Source organism: Bacillus sp. FSL R9-9497, from assembly GCF_038005805.1.
Taxonomy (GTDB): domain Bacteria; phylum Bacillota; class Bacilli; order Bacillales; family Bacillaceae_G; genus Bacillus_A; species Bacillus_A cereus.
The window spans coordinates 2220759-2242376 of sequence record NZ_JBBOTY010000001.1; the positions used below are offsets into that span (position 1 = coordinate 2220759).

Consider the following 21618-nt stretch of genomic DNA (forward strand, 5'->3'; position numbering starts at 1 on the left):
CATATTGGAGGCGACGTTTTATTTTATAAAATATCTATGAATTATCTGTAGAAGGCGGCGTATTCTCCAAACGATTATAAGCTTTAAAAGCTGAAATTGCCGATATAACCCCGCCTACTAAAAATAAAGTCGATCCTCCAACTAAGATGATACGACTGACATATGTTTCCCGTGCTTCTTCGACTTCTTCTTGTAACGCTGTAGGCATATGAATCCTCCCTTTATAAAAGTTGTTTTATAAATAGTATATACAAACGCCTAAAATGTGTTAAAATAACTGATGATTTTATGCAGTGAGTAATTAGATGAGTAGGATGTGAGTGGCTAAATAAATCTTCATCATAAATTTATGCGAACTTCACATAGAGCACATATTAACATTGTATTATGTATATGTACCAAATAAATAAATAAATAAAGTGAATGTAAGTTCTGTTTTCAAAAATTTAAAATCCTTTTATTTCTATATGAAAGTTTTAATCAAGGGTTTTAAAAAATTTGGAAATAGATCTTATGAATATGGAATTCATATAAAAGGGGAATGTCTTATGACAACATATACGAGTGAAATGAGAAAAACTTTAGTTTCAGAAGAAGATGTAGATATTTTAAAAATTATGGCGCATCCAATCCGACTGCAAATTGTAAATGAATTAAGTACGAGAAAAACTTGTAATGTAACACAATTAACAGAGTTACTGAATATTCCGCAATCTACTGTTTCACAACATTTATCAAAAATGAAGGGTAAAGTGTTACGAGCAGAGAGAAGAGGTTTAGAAATTTATTATCATATTAACAATTTAAAAGCGAGTAAGATTGTTAATGTTTTAGGGTATATAAACTAGTGAAATATTTTTATATAAAATAGCCCCTGCTGTTGAGCAGGGGCTATTTTGTGGTGTTTTATGTATTTGTATTTAAAACTTTATAGTTTTTATGATTTACAATTGTTCGATCAAATTCAAAAGTACCACCGCTTACATTTGTAATTTCAACTAAGACCGATTCAGTATAAAGTTTTAATACAGATCCTGTAATCTTTAAATTATTTCGTTGAAAAAGTATAGTATCCCCTACGTTTGCTTTCATAGTACCTCCTCATTAAAGACAGAAATATTTTTTATTATATATATTAAACCACGGATAGATATATTAGTGAATATTTAGTTTTATTTATTGGAAAAAAATTTGTTCTCTAATAGAAGAGTATAAAGTACTCCTATGTTAAAAGTTATATTTTATTTAAGTTTATCCCGCTATTTGTTGGGCAGTAAGACCCCCGCCTCAAAATTCAGTGGAAGCAAAGAAGTTAGGCGAGGGCCCTGTTGCCCGTAAAAGCCCGATTGGTGAGGGCTGATTAAAGTTTCACTTTATTATAAGCAAAGTAAATTGTTTTCAGCATTAGCGAAACAATATTTCTATGTAAATACTGCAGAGAAACATAAACGTATAAAAAAAGTCAGGCTTATGAATTGAACTAATAAAACCGTCTCTTTAATAAATAGTAAAGAGACGGTTTTATTGTTTCACTTTTTAAAAAAGGGTTCAAAAACAAATGTAAATAGAGCTTATACAAAAACTACTTATTAAATAACTGTTACGTATTTAATAAGTAGTTTTTGTATTTCATCCTTCGTTTTTTGTAACTGATTCTACGTTTTTGACGCTCTGTCTTGTAAGTGCTTACATAAACGAAAACATCTTATACAATGAAGGTGTTAAATCAAAAGAGGTGACCAAAATGAACATAAAAAAAGTAAATTTAGCGAATAGCATTGAAATAGAAAGAGGAGGCGGAAAGGTATGAAAAAATCAACTGTTAATCCATGGCTTGTTGTCCTTGGCACAGTTATAGTACAAATGGGGCTTGGGACGATATATACATGGAGTTTATTCAATCAGCCTTTAGTTAGTAAATACGGTTGGAGTCTTAACGCTGTTGCGATAACTTTCTCAATTACTAGTCTTTCTTTAGCATTTTCAACTTTATTTGCGAGTAAATTGCAAGAAAAATGGGGACTTCGTAAACTTATTATAATAGCTGGATTAGCATTAGGACTAGGATTAATACTTAGCTCACAAGCATCCTCACTAATATTACTTTATGTACTAGCGGGAGTTGTTGTAGGTTATGCAGATGGTACAGCATATATCACTTCACTATCAAATTTAATAAAGTGGTTTCCAGAGCGTAAAGGTTTAATTGCTGGTATTTCTGTCTCTGCATATGGTTCAGGTAGCTTAATCTTTAAATACGTTAACGCACAGTTGATTGAATCAGTTGGTGTATCCCAAGCATTTATATACTGGGGTTTAATTGTTACAGCTATGATTGTAATTGGTGCTTGTTTAATCCATCAAGCTGCAGATCAAGGAGCAGTTCATGAAACAAAAACTGAGGAATACACAACGAAAGAAATGTTAGGCACAAAACAAGTATACTTATTATTTATCATGTTATTTACATCATGTATGAGTGGCTTATACTTAATTGGTATGGTAAAAGACATTGGTGTTCAACTTGTAGGACTTAGCGCAGCAACAGCAGCTAATGCGGTGGCTATGGTTGCAATCTTCAATACATTAGGTCGTATCATTTTAGGACCGTTATCGGATAAAATTGGGCGTTTAAAAATCGTTACTGGTACTTTTGTTGTTATGGCGAGTTCAGTCTTAGTTCTAAGTTTTGTAGATTTAAATTATGGTATTTACTTCGTATGTGTAGCAAGTGTAGCGTTTTGCTTTGGTGGAAATATCACTATTTTCCCAGCTATTGTTGGTGATTTCTTCGGTATGAAAAACCATAGTAAGAACTACGGAATTGTGTATCAAGGATTTGGATTTGGGGCGCTTGCAGGTTCCTTTATCGGTGCACTTCTAGGTGGATTCAAACCAACGTTCATGGTAATAGGTGTATTATGTGTCGTGTCATTCATTATCGCAATTTTAATTCAAGCACCTAAACAGAAAAAAGAAAAAGAAGAAGAGTATCGTAGCGTAGCATAAGTATACAAATCTTCTATAACACTATGATTACGAAAAAGCATCCTATTCTATTAATTAGGATGCTTTTTTATGAGTTATTTTAACAAGGTTAAATTACTTTTGGGATTTTTATAGATGTAAAAGTGAGTGGAATACCCATTTGGAATATAATAAATTGATACATCGTATTCGAAATATATATTAAATCTTAAATGATAAAGAAGACATTCATTAGTATTTGTAAGATATATTTTCAGAAAAATATTGAGAAAATATATACTTGAGTTTTTCATAAAGCATTGTAAATGAACGTATCTCTAGTTTAGCTTCTTCAATTTTAAAAAGAGGACTTTGAATTTTATTTATAATATAAGTACTTTTAATGCGTTTACATATGATTTTATTAAGAAGCATTAAAATGGTTTATCTGAAAAATAAAAAAAGATTGACAAGTTTATTGAGAAACATTATCATTTCGGTGTAAGATGGTAAATGAAAAACATTATCAATAAAATGAATTTTAAAGTAATGCGCACTTGACCAATTAGTTTAGTAAGTGTATTATTTTTTACAACACAACTGATAATGAAAATCAATATCATCGGTGTTACTTAATGAAATTAATGTTTATGTGAAAGGATAGAGAAAATGAACTTAGGGGAATTTGATGGGAAAACAGTTTTAGTAACAGGTGCAGCACAAGGCATAGGCAGTGTCGTTGCCAAAATGTTTTTAGAAAGAGGAGCCACAGTTATTGCGGTTGATCAAAATGAAGAGGGGTTAAATGTACTCTTAAATCAAAATGAATTAAACAATACACGTATGAAAACGTTTCGTTTAGATGTGAGTGATAGCGCCGCTGTTGAAGACATGGTAAATCATATTGCAAATGAAATAGCGCCAATAGATATTTTAATAAATGTTGCAGGGGTTTTACGTATGGGACCAATTCATTCGTTAAGTGATGAAGATTGGAATAAAACATTCTCTGTAAATACTACAGGGGTTTTCAATATGTCCCGAGCGGTAAGTAAAAATATGATGTTAAGAAAATCGGGGGCAATTGTTACAGTCGGTTCAAATGCGGCAAATACGCCAAGAATGGAGATGGCTGCGTATGCTGCGTCAAAGGCCGCAACGACGATGTTTATGAAATGTTTAGGACTAGAGCTTGCGGCATACAATATACGCTGCAACTTAGTTTCTCCAGGTTCTACTGAAACTGAGATGCAAAGATTACTATGGGCTGATGAGAATGGAGCTAAAAATATAATTGCTGGTTCTCAAAATACATATAGACTCGGAATTCCATTACAAAAAATTGCACAACCTTCAGAAGTTGCTGAAGCAGTGTTATTTTTAGCCTCAGATAGAGCAAGTCATATTACAATGCACAATTTATGTGTTGATGGCGGTGCTACGTTAGGAGTTTAATAAAAATTCAGGAGGTTATTATATTATGAATGAACATATAGCTGTAAAGGAATTGTCAGAAAAACTTTTAGAAGATTATAAGACTGAATCTTCATTCTTTTTCGCTTCACCAACTCGAACGATATTAGCAGAAGGAGAGTTTACTACAGTAAAGCATCGTGAAATTGAAAGTTTCCCAGAGCTTGTGCAAGCGACATTAAGTAATGCGAAACAAGCTGGAAATCCAAATCCTATCGTTGTGGGTGCTTTGCCATTTGATCGTAGAAAAGAAGTCCAACTCATCGTACCAGAATATAGCAGAATTTCTGAGCGTTTACAATTGGATACAACAAATCAGCTTGAAACAAATGAGAATGTAACATTTGAAATGACACCAGTGCCAGACCCTGAAGTTTATATGAATGGTGTGAAGCAAGGAATTGAAAAAATACAGGACGGTGATTTAAAGAAAATCGTTCTATCCAGATCGTTAGATGTTAAATCTTCCGAAAAGATTGATAAGCAAAAACTTCTGCGAGAATTAGCAGAGCATAATAAGCATGGTTATACATTTGCTGTAAATTTACCGAAAGATGAAAAAGAGAACAGTAAGACGCTAATTGGAGCAAGCCCTGAATTACTTGTTTCACGTAATGGTATGCAAGTTATTTCTAACCCGTTAGCTGGTTCAAGGCCACGTAGTGAGGACCCAGTAGAAGATAAAAGAAGAGCAGAGGAATTACTTTCTTCGCCAAAAGATTTACATGAACATGCGGTAGTAGTTGAAGCGGTTGCCGCTGCACTTCGTCCGTATTGTCATACATTACATGTTCCAGAAAAGCCATCAGTTATTCATAGTGAAGCGATGTGGCATTTGTCTACAGAAGTGAAAGGTGAACTTAAGGATCCAAATACTTCTTCTTTACAATTAGCAATTGCCCTTCATCCTACGCCAGCAGTTTGCGGAACTCCGATGGAAAAAGCAAGAGAAGCTATACAGCATATTGAGCCATTTGACCGCGAGTTCTTTACAGGAATGCTAGGATGGAGCGATTTAAATGGAGATGGAGAATGGATTGTTACAATTCGTTGTGCTGAAGTACAAGAAAATACACTTCGTTTATATGCAGGAGCTGGAGTTGTTGCTGAGTCAAAACCAGAAGATGAATTAGCAGAAACATCAGCTAAGTTCCAAACAATGCTAAAAGCTTTAGGGTTAAGAGATAGTTCACTTAATGAAAAATAGGGGGAAGAAAGAATGCTAGTAGGTTATACAGAATGGCCAAAAGAATTTGCCGATCGTTACCGAGAAGCAGGATGTTGGCTTGGTGAAACATTTGGAGGAGTGTTAAGAGAGCGGGCTGAGAAATATGGAGATCGAATCGCGGTTGTAAGTGGTAAGAAGCATATAACATATAGTGAACTTAATAAAAAGGTAGATCGTTTAGCAGCAGGTTTACTCAATTTAGGAATAAAGAAAGAGGACAGAGTTGTAATCCAGTTACCTAACATTATTGAGTTTTTCGAAATATGTTTTGCACTATTTCGAATTGGAGCGCTTCCTGTCTTTGCACTACCTTCACATCGAAGCAGTGAAATTAGTTATTTTTGTGAGTTTGGCGAGGCGAGCGCTTACGTTATTTCAGATAAGGCTCTCGGTTTTGATTATCGAAAACTAGCAAGAGAAGTGAAAGAGAAAGTGCCAACTTTACAACATGTAATTGTAGTGGGAGAAGAAGAAGAGTTTGTGAACATAAATGATCTGTATATGGATCCCGTCTCATTACCAGAAGTTCAGCCAAGTGATGTTGCATTTCTCCAATTATCAGGAGGCACAACAGGTCTTTCTAAATTAATTCCTAGAACGCATGATGACTATATTTATAGTTTACGTGTTAGCGCTGAAATTTGTAATTTGAATGCAGAAAGCGTCTATATGGCAGTTCTTCCAGTAGCACACAATTACCCAATGAGTTCTCCAGGGACATTTGGAACTTTCTATGCGGGTGGAAAAGTGGTATTGGCAACTGGTGGTAGTCCAGATGAGGCCTTTGCTCTTATCGAAAAAGAAAAAGTTACAATTACAGCGCTTGTTCCGCCATTAGCAATGATTTGGCTTGATGCTGCATCTTCTCGTAATGCCGATTTATCAAGCCTAGAGGTTATGCAAGTAGGTGGTGCTAAGTTTAGCGCTGAGGTTGCAAAACGTATACGTCCTACATTTGGATGTACGTTACAGCAAGTATTCGGTATGGCGGAAGGATTAGTGAACTATACAAGATTAGACGATCCGGAAGAAATTATTATTCATACACAAGGTAGACCAATGTCTGCACTCGATGAAGTACGAGTTGTTGATGAAAATGACAACGATGTACAACCGGGCGAAGTAGGTAGTTTATTAACACGAGGTCCATATACAATTCGTGGTTACTATAAAGCCGAAGAGCATAATGCACGATCATTTACAAAGGATGGGTTTTATCGCACAGGTGATCTTGTAAAAGTAAATGAACAAGGATACATCATTGTAGAAGGAAGAGATAAAGATCAAATTAATCGTGGTGGTGAGAAAGTTGCTGCGGAAGAAGTTGAAAATCATCTATTAGCACACGATGCGATCCATGACGTAGCAATCGTATCTATGCCTGACGATTATTTAGGTGAACGCACCTGTGCTTTTGTTATAGCTCGCGGACAAGTTCCGGCAGTAAGTGAATTAAAAATGTTTTTAAGAGAACGTGGTATAGCGGCTTATAAAATTCCAGATCGAATTGAATTTATTGAATCATTCCCGCAAACAGGAGTCGGAAAAGTCAGCAAAAAAGAACTACGTAAAGTCATTGCTCAAAAACTTATTACAGTAAAACAATAATAAAAACCGGAAGGAAGTGATTAGATGGCTATCCCATCTATTTCAGTATATAAAATGCCAATTGAATCAGAACTACCAAAAAATAAAGTGAATTGGACACCAGATCCGAAACGTGCAGTACTTTTAATTCATGACATGCAAGAATACTTTCTTGATGCATATAGCGATAAAGAATCACCAAAAGTAGAACTTATTTCAAATATTAAAATGATAAGAGAAAAATGTAAGGAACTTGGTATACCAGTTGTTTATACAGCACAACCTGGTGGGCAAACGTTAGAACAACGAGGTTTATTACAAGACTTTTGGGGTGACGGTATACCTGCTGGACCAGATAAAAAGAAAATTGTTGATGAACTTACTCCTGATGAGGATGATATATTCATAACAAAATGGAGATATAGTGCATTTAAAAAGACAAATCTATTAGAAATTTTAAATGAACAAGGAAGAGATCAACTCATTATTTGCGGTATTTATGCGCATATTGGCTGTCTTTTAACAGCTTGTGAAGCATTTATGGATGGTATAGAGCCGTTCTTTGTAGCAGATGCAGTTGCTGATTTTTCACTAGAGCATCATAAACAAGCATTGGAGTATGCATCTAATAGATGTGCAGTAACGACATCAACAAACCTACTGTTAAACGATTTACAAAGTGTAAAAGATGATGAGAGTGAAGGAATCACTATACAGGAAGTGCATGAACTAGTTGCACAACTACTTCGTGAGCCAGTAGAGAGTATTGATATTGATGAGGACTTATTAAATAGAGGGCTTGATTCGGTCAGAATTATGAGTTTAGTAGAGAAGTGGCGTCGTGAAGGGAAAGAAATCACTTTTGCACATTTAGCAGAACATCCAACTGTTGCAGGTTGGTACAGTTTACTATCTTCACAAACAGCACAGGTGCTGTAACAAATAGACTACATAATAAAGGGGTAGTAAAGAATGCCTAACAGTCAAAAGATTCGTCATTCGTTATCATCTGCGCAGTCTGGTATGTGGTTTGCGCAACAATTAGATCCGCTTAATCCAATTTATAATACTGGGGAATATGTAGAAATAAACGGAAATATTCATCAAGACATTTTTGAATTAGCTGTACGTAAAGTTGTAATGGAAACAGAAGCACTTCATGTTCGCTTCGAAGAGAATGAAATTGGCCCATGGCAAGTTATTGAAGAATCACAGTTTCATATGCATTTTATTGACGTTCGTAAAGAAGAAAATCCTGAAGAAGCTGCTAAAGTATGGATGAAAAATGATTTATCTATGCCAGTCGATTTGAAAAAAGATACATTATTTACTGAAGCACTTATTCAAGTTGAAAATAATCGTTTCTTTTGGTATCAGCGCATCCATCACATTGTGATGGATGGCTATGGATTTTCACTTCTTAGCCAAAAAGTGGCGAATGAGTATACATCACTTATAGAAGAAACAAAGAAGAATGAAAAGCCGTTTGGTTCTCTTACAAAAGTCGTGCAAGAAGATATTGAGTATCGTGAGTCTAAAAAATTTCAGGAAGATCGTACTTTTTGGTTAGAAAAATTTGCGGATGAACCAGAAGTTGTAAGCTTGGCAGAGCGAGCACCGAGAACATCAAATGGATTTTCACGAAAAACAGCTTATTTATCTAGTTCTAGCACGAAAACTTTATTAGAAGATATCAATATTTCGTTAACAAGTTGGCCGGAATTCATTGTCGCTGTAACAAGTATTTATATGCATAAGTTAACAGGTGCAAATGATATTGTTTTAGGTTTACCGATGATGGGACGTCTAGGTTCGGTATCTATTCATACACCAAGTATGGTAATGAATTTAGTGCCACTTCGTATTACAGTAACTCCAAATATAACTCTTGCGGAATTATTGCAGCAAGTTTCTAAAGAAATCCGAGATGTACGTCGCCATTATAAATACCGTCATGAGGAATTAAGAAGAGACTTAAAGTTACTAGGTGAAAATCAAAGGTTGTTTGGACCGTTAGTGAATGTTATGCCTTTTGATTACGGGCTAAATTTTGCTGGAAATCGTGGTATTACGCATAATTTATCAGCAGGACCTGTCGATGATTTATCAATAAATGTATATAAACGTTTTGATCAAAATGAGCTAATGATTCATTTTGATGCAAATCCTGAAGTATATAATGGCGCGGAGCTAGCATTGCATAAAGAAAGATTTATGAGTCTATTTGAATTAGTAGTAAATAATTATGAGAAAAACGAGTCGATTGGAAAAATAAACATTACTCTGCCTGAAGAAAATCATAAAGTTTTATTGGAATGGAATGAAACGAAGGAAGACGATGAGTTAATCAGTCTGCCTATATCATTTGAAAAACAAGTGCAAAAAAATCCCAATAAACTAGCCATTACTTGTGACGGTGTAAACCTTACGTATAAAGAGCTAAATGAACGAGTGAATGAACTAGCACATTATTTAGTAGAAGAAGGAATACGACCAAACCAGTTTGTAGCTTTAGTATTCCCTAGATCAATAGAAATGGTAGTTAGTATGCTAGCAGTCTTAAAGGCTGGTGCAGCGTATTTACCAATAGATCCAGAATACCCAGCAGAAAGAATTAATTATATAGTAAATGATGCAAAACCAGTTTGTATCATAACACATTCATCTGTTTCATCTAAGTTAGTTATAGAAAATGATATGAAAAAAATTGTATTAGATGAAGAAGAAACGAAACTAGCGTTACATACATATTCCCGTATGAATATAGCATGTAAGAATGATGTATCACTTTTAAACCCAGCCTATACAATATATACTTCAGGCTCAACAGGAAACCCAAAAGGTGTAATTGTTCCTATGAGAGGTTTAAGTAACTTTTTAATGGCTATGCAACAAAAGTTTTCATTAAATGAAAATGATCATTTATTAGCAGTTACAACGTTTGCGTTTGATATTTCTGCTCTAGAAATTTATTTACCTCTTATTAGTGGTGCAAGTTTAACAATTGCGCAAAAAAAAGACATACAAGAGCCTTCTGCATTAACGACACTTTTACATGAAGAAAGAGTGACCATTATGCAGGCTACACCGACGCTTTGGCAGGCGTTAGTAACTGATTATCCAGAGAAGCTACAAGGGCTAAACATACTAGTTGGTGGTGAAGCTCTTTCAGCGCATTTAGCAAATAAATTAAAAGAATTAGGTTGCTCAATAACTAATTTATATGGACCAACTGAAACGACGATTTGGTCTACTTTCATGAACATTGATGAAGGTGAAAAGGGTATACCTCCTATTGGAAAGCCAATTTGCAATACAGAAGTGTATGTATTGGATGCAGGGTTACAACCAGTTCCACCTGGAGTTATTGGGGAATTATATATTGCAGGGGAAGGACTTGCAAGCGGATATTTAGGAAAACCTGAGTTAACAGCTGAACGGTTTGTTGCAAATCCTTATGGAGAATCAGGGAAGCGCATGTACCGTACAGGAGATCTTGTGAAATGGCGTAGTGATGGTGCGTTAGAGTACATTAGTCGCGCAGATCATCAAATTAAAATTCGTGGATTCCGAATTGAATTAGCTGAAATTGAAACGGTATTACAACGACATGAAAATATTCAACAAGCGGTAGTAATAGTACGAGAAGATCGTCCAAATGATAAACGCATCATTGCGTATATCGTTGCAGAAGAAAAGGAACCGATTAATCTTTCAGAAATTCGTTCTTATGTTTCAGAAAGTTTAGCGAATTATATGATACCATCGGCATTTGTTGTGCTAGAAGAATTACCATTAACGCCAAATGGTAAGGTTGACAGAAAGAAATTACCTGCTCCTGATTTTAATGGAATGCACAATGAGAGAGTTGCTAGAAATCCGAAAGAAGAAATATTATGTGATTTATTTGCAGAAGTACTTGGTGTTTCTCGAATTAGCATTGATGATAATTTCTTTGAAATGGGTGGACATTCACTTCTTGCATCTCGTTTAATGGCAAGAATTCGCGAAACGTTAAGTGTGGAATTAGGAATTGGGAAACTATTTGAATCACCAACTGTTGCCGAACTGGCGAAACAATTAAACCATGCAAAAAGTGCAAGACCAGCTATTCAGAAAGCAAGTAGGCCAAATGAAGTTCCACTTTCATTTGCACAGCGCAGGTTATGGTTCTTAAATTGTTTAGAAGGTCCAAGTCCTACTTATAATATTCCGCTAGTCATTCGTATGAATGGAATATTGAATCGGGAAGCATTACAAGGTGCTTTTTATGATGTAGTTGAGAAACATGAAACACTTAGAACAATTTTCCCTAACGTATTAGGTAGTTCCTATCAGAAAATTTTAGATATGGAAAACTTAAATCTAGAAATGGTTATAACTAATACATGTAAAGATGAATTAGAAAGTGTACTTTCAGAGGCGGTAAGATATAGCTTTAACCTCGATTTTGAGCCGGCAGTTCGTTTGCAACTTTTTACAGTGAGTGAAAACGAACATGTATTATTAATTCTATTACATCATATTGTAGGTGATGGCTGGTCATTACAACCGTTAACGAGAGATTTTACAGCGGCGTATAAAGCGCGATGTCAAGGTGATAGAGTTCAGCTGGAGTCACTTCCAGTTCAATACGCAGATTATGCACTTTGGCAACAGCAATTGCTAGGTGATGAAACGACACCAGAGAGTCTTATTTCAACACAATTAGATTTTTGGAAAGAAGAACTTAAAGGTTTACCAGACCAAATGGAGTTACCTACAGATTTCCAGCGTCCAATTGAGACGAGTTACCGCGGGGAAACAATTCATTTTCATATAGATGAAGGTATGCATAGTAGGTTAGTAGAGCTTGCACGTAAAAATGGAGTTAGTTTGTTTATGGTATTGCAAGCAGGGCTTAGTGCACTATTTACAAGATTAGGTGCAGGCACTGATATACCAATTGGAAGTCCGATTGCTGGAAGAAATGATGATGTACTTTCAGATATTGTTGGTTTATTTGTAAATACATTAGTGTTACGTACAAATACGTCAGGAGATCCAAGTTTTAAAGAATTATTAAATAGAGTGAAGCAGGTAAATCTTGCAGCTTATGAAAATCAAGATGTTCCATTTGAAAGGCTTGTTGAAGTGTTAAATCCAGTACGTACTCGAAACAGCCACCCGTTGTTTCAAGTTATGTTAGCTTTTCAAAATACACCAGAAGCAACGTTTCATGTACCAGGTTTAGAAGCGAGCCTTGAAATTCAAAGCGTCGGTTCTGCAAAATTTGATTTAACATTTGAAATTAGTGAGAGTAACGGGGTTGATGGTACTCCGAACGGTTTACATGGATTACTAGAGTTTAGTACCGATTTATATAAACGTGAAACGGTTCAAAAACTAATAGAACGATTCATTTTGTTATTAGATGATGCAGCGAAACATCCGGATCAATCAATTGGCAGATTAGAAATATTAACTGTAGCAGAGAAAAATACAGTGTTAGAAAAGTGGAATGGTGGTTTTCAAATTGCACCAGAAATGACATTGCCACAATTATTTGAAAAGCAGGCTCATATAAATCCAAATTCTATTGCTGTTGTCTTTGAAGATAAGAAATTAACTTATGAAGAGTTAAATAGAAAAGCAAATAAAATAGCTCGATTCCTAATAGCAAAAGGGATTGGTCCTGATCAACTCGTTGCTTTAGCGATGCCAAGATCATTAAACATGGTTGTAAGCTTATTAGCTGTTCTTAAAGCTGGTGCTGGATACCTTCCGTTAGATCCAGATTACCCAGCAGACCGTATTTCATTTATGCTACACGATGCGAAACCATCATGTGTTTTAACGAATTCAGAAGTGGAAATTGAATGTAATGAGGCACTAAAAGTTTTAATTGATAATGTAAAAGTAATAGCAGAAGTTGAGAAATATAGTGAAGACAATATTGATGAAGTGGAACGCATTAAGCCATTATCTCCATCACATATTGCTTACGTTATTTATACGTCAGGGTCAACGGGTAGACCGAAAGGCGTTATGATACCTCATCAAAATGTAGTAAGACTTTTAGGAGCAACTGATCATTGGTTCCAGTTTGACGAAAACGATGTTTGGACGATGTTCCATTCATATGCTTTTGATTTCTCGGTTTGGGAAATTTGGGGACCTTTATTATATGGAGGGCGTTTAGTTGTAGTGCCACATACTGTAAGTCGCTCGCCGAAAGAATTTTTACAGCTTCTTGTTAAAGAAAAGGTTACGGTTTTAAACCAAACTCCATCAGCGTTCTATCAATTGATGCAAGCAGATCGTGAAAATGAAGAGATTGGTCAAAAATTATCTTTACGATATGTTGTTTTTGGAGGAGAAGCACTTGAGCTAAGTCGCTTAGAAGATTGGTATAGTCGACATCCTCATAACGCACCAAAGCTTATTAATATGTACGGTATTACGGAGACGACAGTACATGTTAGTTATATTGAAATAGATGAAACTATCGTCTCTTTACGAGCAAATAGTTTAATTGGGTGCAGTATACCTGACCTTAAAGTGTATGTGTTAGACAACTATTTACAACCAGTGCCACCTGGAGTAGTTGGAGAAATGTATGTTGCAGGTGCAGGGCTTGCGCGTGGATATTTAGGAAGAGCAGGATTAACGGCTGAACGCTTTATCGCAGATCCATTTGGCAAGCCAGGTACAAGAATGTATCGTACAGGAGACTTAGCTCGCTGGCGTAAAGATGGGACGCTAGATTATATAGGACGTGCAGATCATCAAATCAAAATTCGTGGGTTCCGAATTGAATTAGGAGAAATAGAAGCAGTCATAATGAAGCACCCTAAAGTTGAGCAAGTAGCCGTTATTGTACGTGAAGATCAACCAGGGGATAAACGGTTAGTTTCTTATATCGTTGCATCAAATAATGAAGCGATTGATACGAATGAAATGCGTCAGTTTGCTAGTGGTAGTTTACCAGATTATATGGTTCCATACGCTTTTGTAGTAGTAAATGAGTTACCTTTAACTCCAAACGGTAAATTAGATAGAAAGGCATTGCCAGCTCCAGAATTTATTGCATCATCTTCTAGTCGTGGTCCAAGAACACCGCAAGAAGAAATGTTATGTGACTTGTTTACAGAAGTGCTAAGTGTACCTCAAATTGGAATTGATGACGGATTCTTTGATCTTGGTGGCCATTCACTCCTTGCAGTGCAACTTATGAGCCGCATGAAAGAGGCGCTTGGAGTGGAACTAAATATTGGCACTTTATTTGCAGCACCGACTGTTGCAGGGTTAGCTGAAAGACTTGAGATGGGGAATGGTCAAAGTGCACTTGATGTGTTGCTTCCATTACGAGCAAGCGGGGATCAATTACCACTATTTTGTGTACATCCAGCAGGTGGATTAAGTTGGTGCTATGCAGGACTTATGAAATCTTTAGGAACAGATTATCCAATCTATGGTGTACAAGCACGAGGTATTGCTAAAAATGAAGAACTTCCAAAAAGCTTAGAGGAGATGGCGGCGGATTACTTGAAACATGTTCGTGAAGTACAGCCTCATGGACCATATCGTTTACTAGGTTGGTCGCTTGGAGGAAATGTTGTGCATGCAATGGCGGCGCAATTACAAAATGAAGGGGAAGAAGTAGAATTACTCGTTATGCTTGACTCTTATCCTGGACACTTCTTACCGAATACGGAAGCGCCTACTGAAGAGGAAGCGTTAATCGCATTACTTGCTTTAGGCGGATATGACCCAGATAACATGGATGGTAAACCACTTACAATGGAAAGTGCAGTTGAAATCCTTCGTAAAGATGGAAGTGCATTAGCAAGTCTTGAAGAAGAGACTATATTGAACTTGAAAGAAACATATGTAAATTCAGTAGGGTTGTTAGGGAAATATGTACCGAAAGTTTATAACGGAGATATCTTATTCTTTAGATCTACTGTTATACCAGACTGGTTTGATCCTATTTCTCCAAATACGTGGCTAAATTATTTAGATGGGCAAATTGTGCAGCACGATATTGATTGTAGACATAAAGATCTATGTCAGCCAGGTCCACTTACGGAAATTGGACAAGTATTAGCGAAATATTTGCAGAATAAGAAAGGGGTAAGTAGAGTATGACGAATCCATTTGAAAATGATAATTACACATATAAAGTATTAATAAATGAGGAGGGCCAGTATTCTCTCTGGCCTGCTTTTCTCGATGTACCTATTGGCTGGAATGTCGTATATGAAGAAGCTAGTAGGCAGAGCTGCTTAGAATATGTTGAATATAACTGGAAAGATTTGAATCCACAAGGTAATCAAGTTCGCGAAAAAACATTAGTAGGAAAACGATAATGAAAGAAAAACTAAATCCAAAAGTAGTTGTAAGTATCGTTTATATAACTGCGATGTTTATGGCTGCGATGGACGCAACGATTGTAAATGTAGCACTGCAAACGATAAGTAGAGAACTACAAGTACCTCCATCTGCAATGGGGACGGTGAATGTTGGATATTTAGTTAGTTTAGCTGTTTTCCTTCCGATTTCTGGTTGGTTAGGAGATCGTTTTGGTACGAAAAGAGTATTTTTAATTGCTCTTTTCGTATTTACAATTGCATCTGCTTTATGCGGAATGGCTAACGATATTACTTCATTGAATATTTTCCGTATTATTCAAGGTGCTGGCGGAGGGCTTTTAACACCGGTCGGAATGGCGATGTTATTTCGAACATTTTCACCAGAGGAAAGACCGAAGATTTCCCGGTTCATTATACTTCCAATTGCTGTAGCACCAGCAATTGGTCCTATCATCGGTGGTTTCTTTGTAGATCAAATGTCTTGGCGTTGGGCATTTTATATTAATCTACCGTTTGGAATCGTTGCATTGCTATTTGGACTTCTATTTTTAGCAGAACATGTTGAAAAATCAGCTGGTCGCTTTGATTCGCTCGGCTTTATTTTATCAGCACCAGGATTTGCGATGCTCATATATGCACTCAGCCAGGGACCATCAAAAGGGTGGATTTCTCCAGAAATTATGAGTACTGGGATAGCTGGGGTTGTATTCATTACATTGTTTATAATTGTAGAACTGAAAGCAAAGCAACCGATGTTAGATTTACGCTTATTAAAAGAACCAGTCTTTAGAAAGATGAGCATTATATCATTATTTTCATCAGCTGGTTTATTAGGAATGTTATTTGTTTTTCCTCTTATGTATCAAAATGTGATAGGAGTTTCTGCACTGGAATCAGGACTTACGACATTTCCAGAGGCGATTGGATTAATGATTTCTTCACAAATTGTACCATGGTCATATAAGAAATTAGGAGCTCGAAAGGTAATTTCTATTGGATTAATATGTACGGCGGTTATATTTGTTTTATTGAGTTTTGTAAATCACGATACGAATCCGTGGCAAATCCGGGCATTATTGTTTGGTATCGGTATTTTCTTAGGTCAATCTGTCGGTGCGGTTCAATTTTCTGCCTTTAACAATATCACGCCGCCTTCTATGGGGAGAGCGACTACTATATTCAATGTGCAAAATCGACTAGGTTCAGCAATAGGAGTAGCGGTTTTAGCTAGTATACTAGCTGGTTTTGGAGGTAATAACGTTCAATCCGATTTTTTACCATATCAAGCAGCATTAATTGGGTCAGCAATATTTTTGCTCATAGCACTACTATTTTCTTTACGTATTTCCGATAAAGAGGTAATGTCAAAGAAGAAAGAAAAAACATTATCTGTATCAGAAAAAGAGAAAGTACTTGTCAATGAATAACAATATACGTATGCTTTTTTATGAAAATTGATATTCGTTGAATAAAGGAGAGTTTACATGATAGAAAGTAAAGTTGTAGATTCTATTCCAACTTTGAATGAGAATGATTGTCAAATATGGTGGGCAAGAATTTCGGATTTACAATCATGGCATTACAATTTACTAAATGATATAGAGCGAGAGAAAGCAAATTCGTATCATCATTCGGCAGATCGAGCTCGTTTTATAATAGGTTGCGTAATAAGTAGATTAGTTCTCGGCAAGATACTTTCTATGTCACCAGTCCAAGTACCAATTGATCGAATGTGCTCAGTATGTAAATTGCAGCATGGAAGACCACAATTACCAGAAGGTATGCCGCAATTATCCGTTTCGCATTCAGGTGAGTGGGTTGTCGTTGCATTTACAAAATCTGCACCTGTTGGCATAGATGTAGAACAAATGAATCCAAGTATAGATGTTATGAAAATGGCAGAAGGTGTATTAACAGACATTGAAATAGCGCAAGTTATGAAACTGCCAAATGAACAGAAAATAGAAGGTTTTTTAACATATTGGACTCGAAAAGAAGCGGTGCTGAAAGCGACAGGTGAAGGACTAATGATTCCACCAGTACATATTACAGTATCAGCTCCAAATGATCCTCCAAACTTGTTGGTTTTTAAGGATAGACAAGAGTTAGCAAGTAATACAATGATGGAAGATGTAAGGCCTAGTTTAGATTATAGGGCTTCTGTTGCAATATTCAGTAAGGAAGTGACTGAAATTACGCAATTAGACGCGGCAGCACTTTTAAATCTTAAATAAAAAAATTACAGAAGAGGTGTTCCTCATGTTAGTAGCGGAAAATAGAAAGAATGAATTCACTTATAATGTACAAGCAATTAAAAATATTTTATTTTCTGGAGATACATCATCCATTCATGCTTTAGAAAAGCTTTTAAATGATACAGTTCAGTTTGATGTTCTTGAACAAGAGGCACTTGGTAGACAGTACATTCCGAAAGAAGCAAAGAATTTCTTTGATAAAGATGGAACATTTCTTTACCGTGTATCTAATGTTAGTTATAAAGGAAAGGTGTTATCTGAAAATCTAATTTTTGCAGACACTTCGTTTTTAACGGACGCAATAAAGAGTGAATTAGAGAGTGGAAATATTCCTGTTGAAAAGCTTATAGAAAAGATGGAAGTAAGAAGAAACGTATTATATGAAGGATATCAGCCATCTGGAAATATTATTGAATTGTTTGATGGATGTTCTGTTACAGCGAATGTGTATCCAACTAGAAAGTATCAAATTGTAAGTAACTGCAAATGTGTATTTTATATTTGTGAAGTGTATCATGCAGAGAATATAAAGCAATTGCTTAAATAAAAACAAGAAACCAGCCTATAAAATGGCTGGTTTCTTGTTTTTTATTTAACAGCTTCTTTTAATTCTTTACCTGCTTTAAATGCAGGAACTTTACCAGCGGCGATTTGAATTTCTTCGCCAGTTTGCGGATTACGTCCTGTACGAGCAGATCTTTCGCGTACTTCAAAAGTTCCAAACCCGATTAGTTGAACTTTATCTCCAGATTGTAATGCATTAGCAATTGTGTCAAATACGGATTGTACAGCTGCAGAAGCGTCCTTTTGAGAAATATCAGCTGATTGAGCTACGTTTTTAATTAATTCTGTTTTGTTCATGTTTTCACCTCATAAAAAAATTTTTGGAATGAATGTTTTAGTATAATAGATAGTAAAGATAAAGCTATCACTATGATTAGAAAGAATACTATATAATTATGTTAATTTCGTTGCAAGAGACTGAATCCCTTCTATTATTTAGGGATTAATTAAGAATCGATGCATATAAAAAGCTTTAATATGAGGATGAGGGGGAGTATACGAATGATTTTTCGTGAAAAAAATGAGAAGGAAAGTATTTTAATTCGTCAACATGATCATGGTTTTTTAGCCGGAGAGATTGCAAAGCATATAAAAGAAGACTTTTTTGAAGATAAAACATATTTAAAAGAAACAGTTGATGCAATATATGAGCATGACAGAGGATGGATAGAGCTTGATAAAGTACCAATTTTGAATGATGCTAAAAATATTCCATATACATTTATGGATTGTCCAAGCCCATTACGTTTTGTTTTTTATACGATTGGATTGAATGAAATTGAAAATTCTAATCCATACGGGGCATTGCTTTGTAGTAAACATTTTTTATCATTTCCACTAAACGAGGAAGATGAAGAGATGATGTCATTTTATAAACATGAATTAGAACGACAAAAAAGAGTTTTGAAAACGTTAACAAAGGAACAGTTTGCGATGTTCGATAAGCATTATAGATTATTAAAGTTTTGTGATGAACTTTCTTTATACGTATGTATGAATAAGCCTGGTGTCAAAAAGAAAGATGAAATTGATTTATTTAAAGATGGTTTTGAAGGAACAGAAATGTTTAATAGTAAAGAGGAGAAACTTATTCAAGCTGAATGGGTGGACGAGGAAACAATTCGGATTACACCATTTCCATTTCAAACGGAATTTTATACGTATGTAAAATATAAAACGATAAATAAGCATGAAATGAAAGAAAAAGGGATTGCAAAGGCTGATAGAGAATCAGAAATGAAGAAACAAGCCATTCGTTTCATACAATAAGGAGGTAATATAAATTGAAAGATTATATATTAAAACAGTGTGATTACCATGCTTGGGCTAATACTAGATTATTCAATCGATTAAAAGAGTTACCAAACTATGAGAAAATTTTTAATGAGCAGATACAGAGTGTATTCCCATCCATTAAGGATACTTTTGTGCATATTTATATTACAGATCAAGTGTGGTTACATATATTGCATGGTAAAAGTATGAATGAAGCAATACAAGACCGAGAAGATTTACGAAAACAAATTGAAACTAAATCGTTACATGAATTAGAAAAAATGTTTGAAAACATGGCAAATCAATATAAAGAGTTTTTAATTACAATACAAGATGTGAATGCTGTATTTGTTATTGAGAATCCATATGTAGGGAAATTAGAAACTTCGATTTTAGAATTAGTGCAACATGTTGTAAATCATGGTACATATCATAGAGGAAATATAACAGCGATGATCCGTCAACTTGGTCATTCGTCGACAATGATGGATTTTGTACTGTATTTACATATGGTTAAAAAGCAGGGAGAGTAATATAGTTTGTAAGAAGGAGAGGCTTTAATTGTAGAAGTCTCTCCTTCTATTTTATCCGGCATTAATGGTAGATCGACCGATCAAAATTTTACTTTATTTATTAAGAAGCTTTATTTTCTTGTAATTGCTTAGCGTATTGTACAGCCTTATATGCATTGACTCTACCGTTTTTCCAGTACGTACCTGTACCACTAATTTTATCAGTAGTAGACTCAATAATTTGGCGGATTTGTGTATTGCTATATCCTTGATTTGCTAAAAGAGCTGCGACTCCTGCAACATGAGGTGTTGCCATAGATGTACCACTTAATGATTGATACGTACTTCCTTTATATGTTGAATATATATTTGAACCTGGTGCTGCAACATCTACCCAGCTACCATAAGTAGAGAATGAAGATTTTCTATCTGATTGATCTGTAGAAGCAACTGCAATTACTTCGCTGTAATAAGCAGGGTAATTAGCTTTTGTATTTCCAGCATTTCCAGCAGCTGCAACTATAACAGAGCCTTTATTCCATGCATATTGAACGGCTTGTTGTAATGCAGTACCACCATTTGGAGCTCCTAAACTTAAACTAATTACTTTTGCACCCGAATCAGCAGCTTCTCGAATACCTTGCGCTACAGCATCAAGAGTACCACTTCCTTGATTATCTAATACGCGGACAGCATAAATTGAAGTTTGTGGGGCAACACCAGCAATTCCGACGCTGTTATTCGTAAGTGCTCCAGTAATTCCAGCGCAATGTGTACCATGACCATTACCATCATCAGATGTATTGTCGTTATCAACATAATCATGCCCGTAAATTACTTTCGAAGCCAGATCAGGGTGTGAGCCTTGAACTCCTGTATCAATAATAGCTACTTTTACACCAGGATCACTTCGTTGGCTATCCCAAGCTTGTGGAGCTTGAATCTTTTGTAACCCGTATTGATTATTAAAATATGGGTCGTTTGGAGTCCAAAAGGCGTGAACGTAATAATTCGGTTCTGCATATTCCACATCTGGATTATTTTTATAGCTCTTTATTTTTTCTTTTACAGTACCTTTTGAAAATTGTACGACTTCAAAACCTAACTTATCATCTTTAGATAAGACATTAGCTCCGACAGATTTATGAAAAGATTGCACATTACTTAAAGATGCATTTTGTTTGAACTTAACGATTAATTGGTTAGGAACGTAATCAGTAGATGATGTTTCAGCGCTTGAAGTATTCGTGTTAAAGAAGAAACCACCAATAATAAATGATAAAACAGATAGGAAAACGATGATTTTGTTTTTCAAAAGATTTTTCCTCCCTTTTCTTGGATGAGTTTTTCAGTGACACCTTAATGTCGCATTCCTTTTCAACTATATAGTTAGACCATACGAT

Annotated in this window: 17 protein-coding genes; 13 read left to right on the forward strand and 4 right to left on the reverse strand. The window is 35.4% G+C overall.

Going from position 1 to position 21618, the window contains the following annotated elements; all coding sequences use genetic code 11:
• Positions 1-34 precede the first annotated feature (34 nt).
• The gene (locus tag MKY21_RS11580; RefSeq protein ID WP_001141668.1) at positions 35-208 is read right to left on the reverse strand and encodes a hypothetical protein; all 174 of its coding nucleotides are present in this window, start codon (positions 206-208) and stop codon (positions 35-37) included.
• Between the two features lie 340 nt (positions 209-548).
• Here MKY21_RS11580 and MKY21_RS11585 point away from each other — a divergent pair, with 340 nt between their 5' ends.
• On the forward strand, positions 549-848 hold the full coding sequence (locus MKY21_RS11585; protein WP_000214801.1) for an ArsR/SmtB family transcription factor: 300 nt from the start codon (positions 549-551) through the stop codon (positions 846-848).
• 58 nt (positions 849-906) lie between these two features.
• On the opposite strand, the gene MKY21_RS11590 is transcribed toward MKY21_RS11585, so the two are convergent.
• The gene (locus MKY21_RS11590) at positions 907-1092 is read right to left on the reverse strand and encodes a YkvS family protein (protein WP_000646793.1); all 186 of its coding nucleotides are present in this window, start codon (positions 1090-1092) and stop codon (positions 907-909) included.
• A gap of 714 nt (positions 1093-1806) precedes the next feature.
• On the opposite strand from MKY21_RS11590, the gene MKY21_RS11595 reads away from it, so the two are divergent.
• The 10 genes from MKY21_RS11595 to MKY21_RS11640 all read left to right on the forward strand — a co-directional run bounded on the left by MKY21_RS11595 (position 1807) and on the right by MKY21_RS11640 (position 18411).
• On the forward strand, positions 1807-3009 hold the full coding sequence (locus MKY21_RS11595) for an L-lactate MFS transporter (protein ID WP_341076277.1): 1203 nt from the start codon (positions 1807-1809) through the stop codon (positions 3007-3009).
• A gap of 627 nt (positions 3010-3636) precedes the next feature.
• Positions 3637-4422 carry a 2,3-dihydro-2,3-dihydroxybenzoate dehydrogenase gene (gene dhbA, locus MKY21_RS11600; RefSeq protein ID WP_001048430.1) on the forward strand — a complete coding sequence of 262 codons (786 nt, stop codon included), beginning with the start codon at positions 3637-3639 and terminating at the stop codon, positions 4420-4422.
• A 25-nt stretch (positions 4423-4447) separates the two neighbouring features.
• Complete coding sequence (gene dhbC / locus MKY21_RS11605; protein WP_001002075.1) at positions 4448-5647, forward strand: isochorismate synthase DhbC; 1200 nt, start codon at positions 4448-4450, stop codon at positions 5645-5647.
• Between the two features lie 12 nt (positions 5648-5659).
• A complete protein-coding gene (locus MKY21_RS11610; protein WP_044796258.1) occupies positions 5660-7276 on the forward strand; it encodes a (2,3-dihydroxybenzoyl)adenylate synthase in 1617 nt (538 codons plus the stop codon).
• Positions 7277-7300: 24 nt separating this feature from the next.
• The gene (locus MKY21_RS11615; protein WP_044796259.1) at positions 7301-8194 is read left to right on the forward strand and encodes an isochorismatase family protein; all 894 of its coding nucleotides are present in this window, start codon (positions 7301-7303) and stop codon (positions 8192-8194) included.
• 33 nt (positions 8195-8227) lie between these two features.
• Positions 8228-15385, forward strand: a complete 7158-nt coding sequence (locus MKY21_RS11620) for an amino acid adenylation domain-containing protein (protein ID WP_341076279.1) — start codon at positions 8228-8230, stop codon at positions 15383-15385.
• Positions 15382-15606: an MbtH family protein gene (locus MKY21_RS11625; RefSeq protein ID WP_000184059.1), complete on the forward strand. Its 225-nt coding sequence runs from the start codon at positions 15382-15384 to the stop codon at positions 15604-15606. Before MKY21_RS11620 ends, MKY21_RS11625 begins: the two co-directional genes overlap by 4 nt.
• Positions 15606-17036, forward strand: a complete 1431-nt coding sequence (locus MKY21_RS11630; protein WP_098601372.1) for an MDR family MFS transporter — start codon at positions 15606-15608, stop codon at positions 17034-17036. The genes MKY21_RS11625 and MKY21_RS11630 overlap by 1 nt, the downstream gene beginning before the upstream one ends.
• Positions 17037-17093: 57 nt before the next feature.
• The gene (gene sfp / locus MKY21_RS11635) at positions 17094-17843 is read left to right on the forward strand and encodes a 4'-phosphopantetheinyl transferase Sfp (RefSeq protein ID WP_000572999.1); all 750 of its coding nucleotides are present in this window, start codon (positions 17094-17096) and stop codon (positions 17841-17843) included.
• Between the two features lie 25 nt (positions 17844-17868).
• Positions 17869-18411 carry a hypothetical protein gene (locus MKY21_RS11640; RefSeq protein WP_016081713.1) on the forward strand — a complete coding sequence of 181 codons (543 nt, stop codon included), beginning with the start codon at positions 17869-17871 and terminating at the stop codon, positions 18409-18411.
• 41 nt (positions 18412-18452) lie between these two features.
• Here MKY21_RS11640 and MKY21_RS11645 read toward each other — a convergent pair whose 3' ends face one another.
• A complete protein-coding gene (locus MKY21_RS11645; protein WP_001043905.1) occupies positions 18453-18725 on the reverse strand; it encodes an HU family DNA-binding protein in 273 nt (90 codons plus the stop codon).
• Positions 18726-18929: 204 nt separating this feature from the next.
• Here MKY21_RS11645 and MKY21_RS11650 point away from each other — a divergent pair, with 204 nt between their 5' ends.
• Both MKY21_RS11650 and MKY21_RS11655 read left to right on the forward strand, forming a co-directional pair.
• Positions 18930-19697 (forward strand): DUF3891 family protein, encoded by a 768-nt coding sequence (locus MKY21_RS11650; protein WP_044796265.1) that lies wholly within the window; start codon positions 18930-18932, stop codon positions 19695-19697.
• Between the two features lie 14 nt (positions 19698-19711).
• Positions 19712-20236 (forward strand): DinB family protein, encoded by a 525-nt coding sequence (locus MKY21_RS11655; RefSeq protein WP_016117772.1) that lies wholly within the window; start codon positions 19712-19714, stop codon positions 20234-20236.
• Between the two features lie 100 nt (positions 20237-20336).
• On the opposite strand, the gene MKY21_RS11660 is transcribed toward MKY21_RS11655, so the two are convergent.
• Positions 20337-21530, reverse strand: a complete 1194-nt coding sequence (locus tag MKY21_RS11660) for a S8 family peptidase (RefSeq protein WP_000790937.1) — start codon at positions 21528-21530, stop codon at positions 20337-20339.
• Positions 21531-21618 lie beyond the last annotated feature (88 nt).

Bases quoted from the DNA above. Each gene is read 5' to 3' on its own strand.
- MKY21_RS11580 (WP_001141668.1), bottom strand. From the start codon at position 208: ATGCCTACAGCGTTACAAGAAGAAGTCGAAGAAGCACGGGAAACATAT.
- MKY21_RS11585 (WP_000214801.1), top strand. From the start codon at position 549: ATGACAACATATACGAGTGAAATGAGAAAAACTTTAGTTTCAGAAGAA.
- MKY21_RS11590 (WP_000646793.1), bottom strand. From the start codon at position 1,092: ATGAAAGCAAACGTAGGGGATACTATACTTTTTCAACGAAATAATTTA.
- MKY21_RS11595 (WP_341076277.1), top strand. From the start codon at position 1,807: ATGAAAAAATCAACTGTTAATCCATGGCTTGTTGTCCTTGGCACAGTT.
- dhbA (WP_001048430.1), top strand. From the start codon at position 3,637: ATGAACTTAGGGGAATTTGATGGGAAAACAGTTTTAGTAACAGGTGCA.
- dhbC (WP_001002075.1), top strand. From the start codon at position 4,448: ATGAATGAACATATAGCTGTAAAGGAATTGTCAGAAAAACTTTTAGAA.
- MKY21_RS11610 (WP_044796258.1), top strand. From the start codon at position 5,660: ATGCTAGTAGGTTATACAGAATGGCCAAAAGAATTTGCCGATCGTTAC.
- MKY21_RS11615 (WP_044796259.1), top strand. From the start codon at position 7,301: ATGGCTATCCCATCTATTTCAGTATATAAAATGCCAATTGAATCAGAA.
- MKY21_RS11620 (WP_341076279.1), top strand. From the start codon at position 8,228: ATGCCTAACAGTCAAAAGATTCGTCATTCGTTATCATCTGCGCAGTCT.
- MKY21_RS11625 (WP_000184059.1), top strand. From the start codon at position 15,382: ATGACGAATCCATTTGAAAATGATAATTACACATATAAAGTATTAATA.
- MKY21_RS11630 (WP_098601372.1), top strand. From the start codon at position 15,606: ATGAAAGAAAAACTAAATCCAAAAGTAGTTGTAAGTATCGTTTATATA.
- sfp (WP_000572999.1), top strand. From the start codon at position 17,094: ATGATAGAAAGTAAAGTTGTAGATTCTATTCCAACTTTGAATGAGAAT.
- MKY21_RS11640 (WP_016081713.1), top strand. From the start codon at position 17,869: ATGTTAGTAGCGGAAAATAGAAAGAATGAATTCACTTATAATGTACAA.
- MKY21_RS11645 (WP_001043905.1), bottom strand. From the start codon at position 18,725: ATGAACAAAACAGAATTAATTAAAAACGTAGCTCAATCAGCTGATATT.
- MKY21_RS11650 (WP_044796265.1), top strand. From the start codon at position 18,930: ATGATTTTTCGTGAAAAAAATGAGAAGGAAAGTATTTTAATTCGTCAA.